The organism is Marinifilum fragile (assembly GCF_963677365.1).
Taxonomy (GTDB): Bacteria; Bacteroidota; Bacteroidia; order Bacteroidales; family Marinifilaceae; genus Marinifilum; species Marinifilum fragile.
In genome coordinates this window covers 793582-807596 of sequence record NZ_OY781962.1, presented here as the reverse complement: position 1 = coordinate 807596, position 14015 = coordinate 793582, and the positions used below count along the sequence as shown (strand labels likewise).

At 35.1% G+C, this 14015-nt stretch carries 11 protein-coding genes; 6 read left to right on the top strand and 5 right to left on the bottom strand.

Annotated elements, in window-relative coordinates; translation table 11 throughout:
- Positions 1–15: 15 nt before the first annotated feature.
- The 4 genes from ACKPCA_RS02990 to ACKPCA_RS02975 all read left to right on the top strand — a co-directional run bounded on the left by ACKPCA_RS02990 (position 16) and on the right by ACKPCA_RS02975 (position 5408).
- Positions 16–621, top strand: a complete 606-nt coding sequence (locus ACKPCA_RS02990; RefSeq protein ID WP_321281304.1) for an HD domain-containing protein — start codon at positions 16–18, stop codon at positions 619–621.
- 274 nt (positions 622–895) lie between these two features.
- Complete coding sequence (locus ACKPCA_RS02985; RefSeq protein WP_321281303.1) at positions 896–2872, top strand: DUF3857 domain-containing protein; 1977 nt, start codon at positions 896–898, stop codon at positions 2870–2872.
- 208 nt (positions 2873–3080) lie between these two features.
- Positions 3081–4988, top strand: a complete 1908-nt coding sequence (locus ACKPCA_RS02980; RefSeq protein ID WP_321281301.1) for a DUF3857 domain-containing protein — start codon at positions 3081–3083, stop codon at positions 4986–4988.
- 69 nt (positions 4989–5057) lie between these two features.
- Positions 5058–5408, top strand: coding sequence for a four helix bundle protein (locus ACKPCA_RS02975; protein WP_321281299.1), 351 nt, complete (start codon positions 5058–5060; stop codon positions 5406–5408).
- A gap of 118 nt (positions 5409–5526) precedes the next feature.
- On the opposite strand, the gene ACKPCA_RS02970 is transcribed toward ACKPCA_RS02975, so the two are convergent.
- A complete protein-coding gene (locus tag ACKPCA_RS02970) occupies positions 5527–6696 on the bottom strand; it encodes a hybrid sensor histidine kinase/response regulator (protein ID WP_321281297.1) in 1170 nt (389 codons plus the stop codon).
- Positions 6697–7343: 647 nt separating this feature from the next.
- Between ACKPCA_RS02970 and ACKPCA_RS02965 the strand changes: the two genes are divergently transcribed.
- Together ACKPCA_RS02965 and ACKPCA_RS02960 are read left to right on the top strand one after the other, a co-directional pair.
- Positions 7344–7481, top strand: coding sequence for a hypothetical protein (locus ACKPCA_RS02965; protein WP_157471414.1), 138 nt, complete (start codon positions 7344–7346; stop codon positions 7479–7481).
- Positions 7482–8857: 1376 nt separating this feature from the next.
- Positions 8858–9766 carry a carboxypeptidase regulatory-like domain-containing protein gene (locus tag ACKPCA_RS02960; RefSeq protein WP_321281296.1) on the top strand — a complete coding sequence of 303 codons (909 nt, stop codon included), beginning with the start codon at positions 8858–8860 and terminating at the stop codon, positions 9764–9766.
- Positions 9767–10405: 639 nt separating this feature from the next.
- On the opposite strand, the gene ACKPCA_RS02955 is transcribed toward ACKPCA_RS02960, so the two are convergent.
- The 4 genes from ACKPCA_RS02955 to ACKPCA_RS02940 are packed head-to-tail and all read right to left on the bottom strand — an operon-like array spanning position 10406 to position 14014.
- On the bottom strand, positions 10406–11590 hold the full coding sequence (locus tag ACKPCA_RS02955) for a mannose-1-phosphate guanylyltransferase (protein WP_321281295.1): 1185 nt from the start codon (positions 11588–11590) through the stop codon (positions 10406–10408).
- Positions 11591–11603: 13 nt separating this feature from the next.
- On the bottom strand, positions 11604–12071 hold the full coding sequence (locus tag ACKPCA_RS02950) for a WbuC family cupin fold metalloprotein (RefSeq protein ID WP_321281293.1): 468 nt from the start codon (positions 12069–12071) through the stop codon (positions 11604–11606).
- A 48-nt stretch (positions 12072–12119) separates the two neighbouring features.
- Complete coding sequence (locus ACKPCA_RS02945) at positions 12120–13085, bottom strand: MraY family glycosyltransferase (protein WP_321281292.1); 966 nt, start codon at positions 13083–13085, stop codon at positions 12120–12122.
- A 14-nt stretch (positions 13086–13099) separates the two neighbouring features.
- A complete protein-coding gene (locus ACKPCA_RS02940) occupies positions 13100–14014 on the bottom strand; it encodes an NAD-dependent epimerase/dehydratase family protein (protein ID WP_321281291.1) in 915 nt (304 codons plus the stop codon).
- Position 14015: the final 1 nt, after the last annotated feature.

The following is a 14015-nucleotide window of genomic DNA, read 5'->3' as shown; positions in this document are numbered from 1 at the left end:
AGAATTAAGCAATAAATGTACGACAGTAAAAACTACATATTAAAAGTTGAAGAGTTTGTCACAGAATTGTTATGTGGCTTGCCTAAAAATCTATGCTATCACAACTTAAAACATACCAAGGAGGTTGTAGAAGCGTGTAATTTAATAACAGAAAATTCTGGCCTTTCAACAAGTGATACCGAAATCGTAATTATTGCTGCGTGGTTTCATGATGCTGGGCATGCTGTTACTTACTTTGGGCACGAAAAAGCCGGAACTAAAATTGCAGAAGAGTTTTTGAGCAAAATGAATTATCCTGCTTCCAAGATAAACAAGGTTATCAATTGTATTTTAGCTACACACTATCCTCCTAAACCCAAAAATGAGCTTGAAAAAATTCTTTGTGATGCAGACATGTATCATCTCAGCTTAGATGATTATGAATCCAGAAGTTTTTCTTTGCGCAAGGAACTAGAAACGGTTACCTCAACCGAAATTCCGAAACAATATTGGTGCGATAAAAATCTTGAGTTCTTAAAAAATCATTGCTACTTCACAAATTATGGCAAAAAGGTACTTCAATTTCTTAAAGAAAAGAATCTAAAGAAATACTTTCTGTCGCATTGTAATAATTGCAAATAAAAGTTTCAATAATTATCAGAAATTTGACATTTACGAAGAGTCAGTAACATCTAGTAATTTCAGTATACCAAATAAATATTGAAATAGATGTATCTATTCAGTTCTGCCGGCCATTAAGCTATAAACATTTAAATTAAAAACAGCAATACATCTACATATTATTGTAATTAGAAGAGTACTTTAATTGCCACTGGTATCACTTAGCTTAATATATATTCATTCTTAAATTTTAGTTTACTATATTATCCGCATTGTAAACTAACCTATTCTATCTATGAAAAATTTTACGATTCTTAGAACTATCGTTCTTGGATTAACAATTCTTTTTATTAGTAATTTTGGTTTTGCAGCTAAGGCTCCAATTAAATTCGGAAAAGTAAGTATTGATGAGCTAAAAATGCAAACATATGAAAAAGACAGTACTGCCGTAGCTGTTTACTTATGTGATTATGGAGTAAGCGAAATTCCATACATGACCACTACTGGAGATTTCCAATACAATTCCACAAGAATTATCAGGATAAAAATATTAAAAGATGAAGGACTTGATTATGCAGATCTTGAATTTTCATTTGATAAAACACGATCTAATGTGGGAATAGTTAAGGCGTGCACCTACAATTTGGAAAATGGAAAGATTGTAAAAACAAAAGTTAGTGGTAAAGACAGAATTCTTGAGAAATCCTCTGATGATATTTACACCTACAAATTAGCCTGTGAGAATGTTAAACCTGGATCTGTTGTAGAATTCATGTATTCAATAACTTCAGATATACCATGGAACATCGGTCCTTGGTATTTTCAACACAGTATCCCTACCATTTGGAGTGAGTTTAGAGTTAATGTTCCTGAGTACTTTGACTACAAAAAAAATGCAAAGGGATATTTGGTTTTTGATATTAACGAGCATGATTTTGGGAATGGAACCAGAAGAAACGGTACAAATTTTTCAATTGACCAATATCGCTTCGTCATTAAAGATGTACCTGCCTTTAAAAAAGAACCTTATACAACTTCCAGCAAAAACTATATGTCGGCTATTGAATTTGAAATTGCTGGAATCAAAAGCAATACTGGTATTTACAAGGATTTAACCGGTAACTGGGATAAGATTAATAAAACCCTAATGGAAAGTGAGTATTTTGGGCTACAGTTAAAAACAGGTGGATTTTTAAAAGATGTAGTTGCTGAAATTACCAATAAAACAAAATCGGATGAAGAAAAGATTTTGGCTGCATTCAATTACATTAAATCCAATATGAAATGGGACGATTCCTACGGAAAATTCACCACATCCACTTTACGCTCTGCGTTTAAAGAGAAAAAAGGGAATGTTGCTGATATCAATTTAATGTTAGTGGTTCTGCTAAATAAATTGGGTATTAAAGCTGATCCTGTAATTCTAAGCACAAGAAGCAACGGTTTATTGAGCCTGTTCTCTCCTAGTCAATCCAAGTTCAACTATGTTATCGCAAGTTGTAAAGTTGGAGAAAATAGAATTTATTTGGATGCTACTGATGCCAATTGCCCATGCAACCTTCTTCCTGAGCGTTGTATCAATGATAAAGGAAGACTGATTAGTAGCCAAGGTTCATTCTTTGTAGACATCAAGTCAAGTAGTATTTCAAAATCAGCCACAATTGCAAAACTAAAACTTGATGAGGATGGTGTAGTTTCAGGCAATCTTGATTTGTCGCTAAATGGATTTACAGCTTTACAATTTAGAGATGCCATTCAAGATAAAAGTGAAGAAGAACTGCGCGAAACCATGGATGAAGCTTATAAGCTAATAGATGTAGAAAGTGTTGAAATTAGTAATCTTAAGGAGGTAGAAAAAAGTATTATTTCAAAAATGGAAGTTGAAATGACTGAAGAACTTGAAAACGTAAATGATCTTATCTATTTCAATCCATTTATCGTGAATAAAATTGAAGAAAACCCTTTCACCCTGGAAGAAAGAAAGTATCCTGTTGATTTTACTTATCCAATTGATAGAACTTTTATGCTTGAGCTTACTGTGCCTGATGGATATACTTTAGAAAGTAAACCTGCTCCTGCAAGAATCAATCTTCCTGAAAAATCAGGTCAATTCATGTATTCAGCAAATCAGAATGGCAATAAAATTATGGTGGTTAGCAGGTTTAAAATTAACAAGCGAACATTCTTGTATAATGAATATGCTAACCTAAAAGAATTTTACAACCTGATTGTAGCCAAGCATGCAGAAATGTTGGTTCTTAAACGAATGTAGAGATACCATTAATAATTCCAAATGAATTGTTAATGAAGTGATGAACCGTAGGGCAAAGAATTAATGGAGTGTTAATCACTTATCTGTGATCTGTTTTTAAAAGAAGATTGTCACTTGGTTTATCTCTTCTCCATAAAACCTGACCATTGATCTTTGCTTGCCGTTCATTGTTAATTTATGATATTTTAAAAAACCTTAACCAATACTTATGAAAGTCCGATACATTTATTTGTTGCTCCTGACATTTCTATGTACAAATCAACTATCTGCAAAAAAAACACCCGTTTTCCCTGTAAGTGAAATTCCGGAAGAGCTAAAAGAAAATGCAGATGCCGTAATTAGATTTGATGAGACAATTGTCGAAATCAATTCGATCTATAATTTAAAATACTCTTACCATAAAGCCATTACAATTCTCAACGAATCGGGCGATGAATTTGCTGAAGTTGTTGCATTCTATGAGAAATCGATGCCTTTAAGCAACCTGCAAATTGCTTTATATGATGCGGAAGGAATGTTAATCGAGAAGGTAAAATCCTCTGAAATTAATGACTATAGTGCTTCTGGAGAATCGATGTTCTCTGATAACAGGGTAAAACAATATGAAACAGTTCAAAAAAATTATCCATATACCATTGTGTATTCATACAATCAAAGTTTAAACGAATATACAAGCATTGCTGGTTGGTATCCTTATGATGGTTACAGATGTTCAGTACAAGAAAGTACATACAAAATTGTAACAAGTGATCCTACTTGTTTCAAACACAAACTATACGGCTCAGTAATCGAACCTGAAGTAACAAATATCAAAGGACAAACTTCGCATTCATGGAGAGCAAGCAAGCTAAAAGCATACAAGTACGAACCTTATTCCTCTCCTAATTCAATTCAAGGCCCCTTGTTAATTTGTGCTCCTACAAAATTTCAATACGATAAAATTGAAGGGAATACAAGTTCATGGAATGAATTGGCCAAGTGGTTCTCTAAGTTAAATCATGGAAGAGATGTTCTGGACGAAAACACCATTGCCGAAGTAAAAGAAATGGTGAAGGATTGCAAAACAGAATTTGAGAAGGTGAAAATTCTTTATGAATATTTACAAAACAAAACCCGCTATGTTAGTATTCAGGTTGGTATCGGTAGCCAACAACCATTCCCTGCTCAAGATGTTCAGGATAAATCTTATGGCGATTGTAAAGCTTTATCGAATTACATGAAATCGCTTCTTAAGATAGTTGATATTCCATCCTATTATACCATTATCACATCAGCGAATAAACAACGCGACCTTGATACAACTTTCGTTAAAAACTTTGGAAACCACATTATATTAATGGTGCCATTACAAAAAGATACCGTTTGGCTGGAATGTACCAATAAATTCAGTCCTTGTGGATTTTTAAGTTCGAGTACCGATGACAGAACCGTACTTGCCATTAATGAAAATGGTGGACATTTGGTTCGAACGCCAGAATATAAAATGGAAGATAATACCCAAAATAAAAGTGGAGAAATCGTTATTAATCTAGATGGTACTGCTACGGCAAATATTACAGAAAAATGCAGGGGTTTGCAATACTCATACCTAGCTGGGCTTTCTCACTTAAGTCCTGAAGATCAGAAAAAGAAAATATATAGTGACCTGGAACTTCCTGATTTTAAAATCAACAATCATGAAGTATCCAAAGAGTTAACAAGAATTCCAAGTTCGGTTTTAAAGCTTGAATTGGACATTAGAAACTATGCTTCCAAATCGGGTGATCGTTTATTCATTCCTCTTAATTTGATCAACAGAACCAATAAGGCTCCCAAAAAGATTAAAGATCGCAAAACAGATATCTGTTACACACGCGAATATTATGATACTGACAGCATACAATTTACACTACCAGATGGTTTTGAAATGGAAAGTATTCCGGAAAAGGTAATGATTGAATCGGATTTTGGAAATTATTATAGTGAAGCCAAACAAGATGGTAACACGGTAACTTACATCCGAAAAGTGGAATACAAAAAATTCAATTTACCGGCAGAACGATACGATGACTTAAGAGATTACAAAAAAGCAGTGGTTAGAGCCGATAAGGCTAAGATGGTTTTGAAGAAGATTTAAACGTGAACAGTCGAAACGGTCGCACAGTCTAAACAGTCACACAGTCGAATAAGTTAAAATTATTAAAGAATGGCGACAATAAAACAGTTTGAAGATTTACTTATCTGGAAAGATGCCAGATCTTTAGTTCGAATGGTTTATGACTACTGTAATCAAATAAAAGATAAGGGTTTTACCAATCAGATGCAACGAGCAGCAATATCCATAATGAATAACATTGCAGAAGGATTCGAGAGAAGCTCTGATAAAGAGTTTTATCGGTTTCTTGATATTGCAAAAGCTTCATGCGGTGAAGTACGAAGCATGAGTTATTTGGCATTTGACTTAAATTACATGTCCTTGGATCAAAGTCGAGAATTAGAATCAAAATCACGCCTTTTATCAGGAAGCATATACAATATGATGAAATACCTTAAATAATAAGAAAAGCACAATTAGATAATTAATAAACCTAATTGTGCTTTTCTTTAATATGATTTTGCCAAAATTTACATTTAATTATTCGACAGTTTGACTTTTGACTGTTTAGACCTTTTTTTTAATACTCCGGAAGCAGAAATGAAACACAAACCCCACCCTCTTTCAGATTTTCAACATCTACTTTGGCCTTGTGTAAATCCATTACCAGTTTAACGGCCACCAAGCCTGGTGAGAATCTTTTAAATTCTTCGGTGCGCTCGTTTTTCTCTAAATCGAAGAATCGGAAAGTGTAATTTACCTCTCCTGCAGCAAAATGAGTTCCTGCATCTTTTACAAATACCTTAATTTTTTGCCCCATCAATTCAGCTCCTACATACACTTCGGAACGCGATGGCGTGTTTGCAACAGCATTCTCAATGATTTTCTCCATACAAACCAGCAATAAGCGCTCATCTCCACGAATGATGTAGTTTTTAGGAATATCAATCTTCAATTTGACCTTACGTTCTGTAATCAGCCCTTTCAGTTTATCAGAACTCGTTTTTACAATTTCATATACAGGAAGTCCCTGTACTTTCATTTCATAACGTTCGAATCGCAAGGCAGAAAGTAATAAGGCAATATCAGATACGCCAATCAACTTTTCGACTGCTTGCTTGATAAATCGAACATATTTTAAGTTGGTTTTGTTCTTGATAGAGAACTCCAACATATCAGCAAAACCCACGATCCCATTTAATGGTTCACGCAATTCTGTTGACATTAAAGAAAGGAAATCGTTCTTGGCATCCTCCAATTTTGCCAACTGAAGGTTTGCCTCTTGCAATTCATTATTCGCCTCCTGCAATTCCATAGTACGAGCTGCCACACGCTCTTCCAATTGCAAATTCATGAACTTTAAGGATTCATTCTTATGTTTTAATTCAAGATGAGTATTCACACGAGCAATCAATTCTTGCGGATTGAAAGGTTTGGTGACATAATCCTGTCCTCCTGATTCAAATCCTTTAACAATGTCCTCGCTGTCTACTTTGGCAGTAAGATAAATAATCGGAATATCCTTGGTTTTATCTTTTGATTTTAGATACTTGCAAACTTCATATCCATCCATTTCAGGCATCATGATATCCAATAATATCAAATCAAAACTATCTGCCACACAAAGCATTAAAGCATCCTTACCATTCAGTGCATACTGAATTTCATAAGATGAATCGGAAAGAATTGCTTGTAGAACTTTTATATTTTCAGGGATGTCATCAACGATAAGAATACGATGTTTCTTCATTGTCAAATTTTATTTGAAGGGGTTTAAGTTGTATTAATTGAGTTGATTACGAATAAGAACTTATAGGGGGCTTATCCTAATCAAAGCATAAATATAACATATTAATTTTAAGATTTGATAATTAAGAGGCAAAAAGTGGAAATGACAATTGGTAATTAATAATGAGCAATGAATAATTACAAGAAGTACATAGGGCGGTGCCTCTTTTTTTGTCGGATCGAATGCTCAAATAGACTAGCAGTCAAATAGTCTAACTGTCGAATGGTCGAATGGTTTAACTGTCGAATGTTGAAAACATTGTGCTATAGAAAGGTCTGGAAAATAGTGAACAGTTAGCAGTAAGTAGTTATCATTTCAATTTTGTGGTCATCCCGAGTTAGTCGAGGGATCTCTCAATTTAAACTCCAAAACACAAAGCCCAAATCCCAAGTAGAAAGGAGAAAGTGTTTCCTGCCATTCAACGGTCGGACTATTCGACTATTGGACTGTGCGACATTTTGACTACCTATAGACGAATCAAACGTTTTCGATAATGAAATGATCCAATTTTACCATTAAAAATATAAGTTGACACATTTGACAGCTTGACAGTACAAATTATTTTTATAGCTTTGTTTGTTATAACACTACTATTACAATGTTTTAATATGGAAAATTTGCCAAAGGAAATAGCGGAAGCTATTAAAAATGGGGCGGCAGACAATCAATTGATTAAAATGGCCCAGGATCTTTTAGAGAATGGTGACCAGGAAAATGCCGCTAAAGTTTTGGATTTTTGTTTCTAAAGAAATAAATATTCAATAATAAAAGCCTCAAGGAATTCATCTTTGGGGCTTTATTCTTTTCCAATGATTCTCCACAAATATAAAAGAACACGAATGGATCGCTACGGATTGTAAATTTTAACAACAAAGGCAAACGAAGGCGTTTCACAAAGAACACAAAGGCGTAGACGCAGATGTTGATGATAGATCTGATTTTCGCTGATAAGTCTTGTCCACAGATGAACTCAAATGAAGCTGTTTCGTAGAGAACCGTATGATTTCAAAACTGTAATGTTCATTGTTAATTACTCATGGCAGTCATCCCGAGCCTGTGGAGGGATCTCTCAATTTAAACTCAAAAGCACAAAGCCCAAGAAACAAGGTCAAAGGTGAAAGGAGAAAGGGGAATGCCTTATGTATCATTGAATTTACTCCAAGGGTTTAAATTATTTTAAATTTTTTTTTAAATAATCTCTAAGTTTTATTTGTCAGTGTAAATTTATTTTGTTTACCTTTATATTGTCTACAAATTAATCGGGATACCGATATTCCATTTATAAGGTTCTTTAAATGAGCCTAAATATATCTCACGAACATATATTTCCGCTTGTATTGTACTTTGCAGTTGTTGTAATTTATAAATAAGTATGATGTATAGCGTAAACTTATTGCTTGAAAGAGGCAGATCTATAAGATCACCCATTGAAAGAAACTAAAAGTATCCGGTGGCTTATTGATTTTTTCATGCATACAAGTAGTATAAATGGAAAAATTTGTAGACAAACAGTAAGTCACCGGATTAAAATAAAGTCTCCCTAAATGAACAAATAAATTTTAATGTATCCAATATTTAAAATTACCGCAAGAGATTGAAATGCTGCTATTAATACAAGAGAAGTGCCCGAGAGTGACATGAAAGCCTGTGTTTGTAATACAGAAAGATTCTGAAATGATACAAAGCGTATTGGACAATGATAGAGAGCAATGCGTTGAGGATACAAAAAGTTGTAGGGATGATACGGCAGTCTTTGTTTATGAGACAGAAAAGTGTGGGGATGATACAAAGAGTGTATGTTGACGATACAGAGCAAGATGTTTACGACACAAAAAGTTACGGGGATGACACAGCATGATCTGTTTATGACACAGAAAAGTGTAGGGACGACACAAAAATGTTTGTTGATGATACAGAGCAAGACGTTTGCGATACAAAAAATTGTGGGATTAGCACAGAAGCCTATATAACTGTTGCTTTAAACCACCAACTCTCTCAACTATCCAATGATAGCCTGCTTGACGAACTTGTAATCGTCTAAAATACCACTTGTACATACCAATTATTTTTCATCTGACATGTTCCTGCCCATGCAGTGCTTGTCATTAAAACTACTGATACAATGAAAAGAGTATTTTTTACTTACCGCGAAATGAAAAGAAGACTTGAGGACTTCTATAGCGCAAACCATGCAAAAATTGATGCCATTCCTGTACTGAAGGACATCTTTGATGCCCTCTTTGCCAGCTTCAACAAGTTTGAACTGTCCTGGGAAATTCTCACTCAGGATTATTCTGGCTCTACCCTTAGCAAACGGAATGTAAAAAGTCAATTGGCCAAGCATCTCTCCAAATGCAATATGTTGATATACAACTATTGTATCAAAAATGAGATCACAGCAGAATTGCCAAATTTTAAAGGCAGTGAAGGCAGTTTGAATAGACTTTCGGATGAAAAGTTGATTAGCCGCAGTAAATACAGCATCCAGTACCTGGAAAAAATGGCTGAAACAATCGGTGAAACTGGCCTTGCGACCCAGGATTTGGATGATTTGAAAACCCTGTTTACCAACTACGAAGCCTTGGCTCCAAGACCAAAGATTTTGATTGGCAAACAGAAAATTGCCCAACAAGACCTAAGTGATGCTCATACAGATGGTCTGCACATCATTCAGGAAAGGTTGGACAAGGTGATGGAATCGATGTTTGAGGATGCGGAACCCGATTTCTATCATACCTATGTGGAAGCCTCGGAAATTGAGAAGCCCAACTCCAGTACACTGGCTGTAAAAGGTTCCATTCTGGACAAAAGCACCAAATTACCGGTACCACAAGCTCACGTGATTATCGAATCCATCAATTTGGATCATGAGGTGAAAGGAAAAAAGGGAGGTTTTCGAATCAAAAAACTGGAGCCTGGTACTTATACCGTAAAAGTGGAAGCAGTTACCTACAAAAGCATCAGCCTGGACCTGATTCATCGTCTGGGAGAAACCAATGTGCTGGAGATTGAACTTGAGACAGTCGAATAATCCAATAGTTGAACAGTCAAACAGTCGAATGGTAGAAAGGTAATTGTGCCTATCGCTAAAATCAGGGCTGACAAGGAGGTGCAAATTCTCAATTAGTAATGAGCAATTAAACAAGAGGTGCAAACTCTCAATTAGTAATGAATAATTAACAATGAGTAATTAAAAGAGGTGCATTGGTTTGTGCCTCTTTTGTTTTTATAGTCGAACAGTTGAATAATCAAAATGTGTGAAAAGTTGAAAAAGTCTGGAAGGGTCTGGAAAAGTAGAAAGGTAGAAAAGTAGAATGGTCTGGAAAAATATTGAAGAGTCTGTAAAAGTAGAATGGTGGAAAGGAGAAAGTTGCAGTCATCCCGAGCTTGTCAAGGGATCTCTCAATTTAAGCTCCAAAACACAAAGTCCAAATCCCAATCCTGAAAGTTCTCGATACCAAGTTTTTAAGGAGGAAGTATAAAGGAAAAAAGACAGATCCTTCTCTGCGCTCAGGATGACCAGAAGGTTTCCTAGGCAGTTCGAACCAGTTGTCATCCCGAGGAAGCGAGGGAACTCTGTCAAAATACAAAGCCCGAAGAGTTTCTTCGAGCTTTTGTTTTACAATCGGCCCCGCAAGCGCTAACTGCTGTTGGGATGGTACGCCGAAGATTATTCATTTATGACAGAAGCACGAAACTCTTTTATACGCTGCTCTTCTTCTTTTTGACAGATCAATAAAACATCATTGTCTTCTACAACAATGTAATCCTGTAGACCCTGAATCACAACCTTCTTGTCTTTGGGCATGTTTACAATGCAGTTGTCCGCTTCAAACAAATGTACCTTCTCTCCTACAACTGTATTTCCTTGTTCTGTTCTTTCACGTTTTTCCCAAAGAGATCCCCAGGTACCCAAATCAGACCAACCAAAGTCTGCCGGTTGAACAAAAATGTTATTGGCCTTTTCCATTACAGCATAGTCAATGGAAATGTTGGTACAGGTAGGGAACATTTCATCAATAAAAGCTTGTTCTTTATCAGTATTGTAAAACTCCTCGCCCTTTTGGAAAATGGCTGCCACTTCTGGCACAAAACATTCAAAAGCTGACAGAATACTCTTTAATGACCACAAGAAGATGCCTGAATTCCAGAAATAGTTACCTGCTGCCAAGTATTCTTTAGCTGTTTCTAAGTTTGGTTTTTCTTTGAAGGCAGAAACCCTACTCACACCCCCTTCAGTTCCCCCTAAAGGGGGAAAGTCAGCCTGCGCACCATTTTCTGTATTTGGCATTGTCTCATAAGATTGACCTTCAGAACCAATATGCACACCCTCACTATTAATAATTATTAATTGTTCATTATTAATTGAAGGCGAAGCCTGTATGTATCCATAGCCAGTTTCCGGACGGTGAGGTTGAATCCCTAAAGTCAATAGTGCATCATTATTGGCTGTGAATTCCAATCCATTTTCGATAATTCGAGTGAATTCCGATTCATTGGTAATCAAATGATCAGATGGAGCTACTACAATATTCGCACTAGCATTTGAAGCTTTGATTTTATAAGCTGCATAAGCAATGCATGGTGCAGTGTTACGCATACAAGGCTCCAATAGAATATTGCTCTCCAACAATTCCGGGCATTGCTCTTTTACCAGTTGCTTATATTTTGCAGATGTCACAATTAAGATGTTCTCTGCAGGAGCAATAGTTTTAAAGCGTGCAACAGTCTGTTGTAATAAACTCTTGCCTATTCCCAAAACATCTAAAAATTGCTTAGGTTTCTCTTCTGTACTCATGGGCCAGAAACGAGAACCTACTCCGCCGGCCATTATAATGATATAATTGTTATTCATATAGGACAAATTATTACTTCAATAGTTTTGAATGCAGTTCTTTCATGTATTTTAATGTTTCTAACTCATTATCCCCCTTGGGTGCCCACGGAGCAAATTCTACACCTACTCCTGGGAAATAAGGTCCCTCCTTAATTTCGTAAATCACAGAACCTGGTTCTTCAACCAAGATAGTGTGCCAAACACCTATAGGAATTTCTACACCATATTCTCCAGAGTTTGGATCCAATTCCTTTATTTCAAAGACTTCTCCAGCATCATCAAAAAGCAATACCTGCACCCTACCTCTTAACAGCAAAAAGATTTCCACTTTCTCTGTATGCTTATGAGGAGGTAAGTAAGTTCCAGGTTCCAATGCATTGAGCATTCGTTGCAACAATTCTTCACTATTTTTGTGAAAATTGTAATTCATGCGTTTGCGAGGGTTTTTAATAGCTTCCTCCGAAACACGATTTAGTAATTCTGCATTAATATTTTTCACAATTCTTAATCAAATTAATTAAACCTGTTGTGGTTTTCAGTTAATACACTATGCAAGTTGGTGCAGGTGAAAATATCTCCGCTTAACTATCACATAAGTGACTGTCAGGATTAACAATACAGACAAAACTGATAATAGTATCATTGTAAATCCAACATTTGCTTTCATTAAGAATAAAACAGAAAAATTTAATACAATCTGAACAATTGAATAGCCCATCGCGACCCACAAATGTGGAACTTTTGCCTCATTTGCTAAAATCTGATACAAATGTTTTCTGTGCGCCTGGAAGATATTTTCTTTTAACAACAAACGATGAATAATGGTTAGAACACTATCTACTCCATATACACCCAGCAATAAAAATGGGACAATCGATGGCTGAACTAAAAGTAATTTACCAATCATGAACAGCAGAATAAATGCTATGGCTATAGAACCAACATCTCCAGCAAAGCACTTTGCTTTCTTTCTGAAATTATAGAAGTTAAAAACAAGTACACTTAATGAAGTACAATAGATCAAATCATTTTCAATGAAATTCACATGGTAATTGTTAAGCATCCACAGACCAGCTAAAACCGCAATACTGTATGCACCTGTAATACCATTGATTCCATCCATAAAATTGTAGGCATTGGTTATCCCTATGAATAAAATAAAAGCCAATACAATCCAATACCATGGTTGCTCAAACAAATTCAATTGATAAAAGAGCAATGCCATAGCAATCAAATGAACGGAAAGGCGCAGCTTGTTCGATAGTGTTAAAATATCATCTAAAAAACTAACTAATGTGATTAAGCTTAATCCTAAGAAAAACCATGAATATTGAAAACCTGAGTAAATAAAAAAGGATAAAGCTCCAAAGAAAAAGATAATACCTCCTCCTCTTAAGGTGATGGAAGTATGAGAGCTTCTTTCATTAGGTTTGTCGATAATGTTGAAATGATCAGCAATTTTAAAATAAATATTTATAAAGCAAAATAATGATAGTAACAAGAGTAAATACATAAATTAAGAAATTTTTATAACCATTTTTTTGTAGTATTAAGTACATTGCTGGGATTCCAACCAATAGCACGAGCCTTTGAATCATCAAAAGTCAGATTATTTGTCATTTTTGTAAGTTGTCTTGAATTAAATGGAACTGGTTTTCTAAAAATGAAACTGATAAAATCTCCTATTTTAGCCAAAACAGTATCAATCGGTTTTGGTATATTCAAAATTCTAGTTTGCATGAAGTGATTTCCGATTTTCATCGACAATTCTTTAAATGAGGGATTATAACCATCTGTCAAGTTAAAAACACCTTCCACTTCAAGCAATTTTGGAAAAAACTCAACTAATTCCTCAACAAGTACCATTGATCGCTTTGCATGTCCCCCCCTAATATTAGCATATTTTCCTGTCTTTATACCTTTGATCATCGCAGCTAAATTTCCTGGTGCATTTTTTCCAATCAAAAGGGGTGGACGGATAATCACTACCCTTACATTATTCGTTTTGCCCCATTCAACAATATACTCTTCCGCTAAAGCTTTACTTCTACCATAGGGATCTGTTGCGTTATTGCATTCAGTTTCTTTTATAAAATCTCCTGTTTCAAGTCCATATACCGCAACTGAACTCACAAATAAAATTGCTTTTGGAAGTTGATCCAAATCCGCTATAGCTTTTAATAAATTTTTAGTTCCTTCGAAATTTACATTATAAAATTGCTCACTATCCTTATTCGATTTCGGAATCATATGAGCTTTCCCAGCTGCATGAATTACATAATCATATGTTCCTAGCTCTTTCGTAAATTCTTTAGATAAATCACACTTAATATTATCTGTTTCATGGATGCCTATGGAATCAAAATCCCACTTTTTATTCTCTGCAAGTTTAACAATATATCCTCCGAGAAATCCAGAAGCGCCAGAAATTAAAACTCTCATA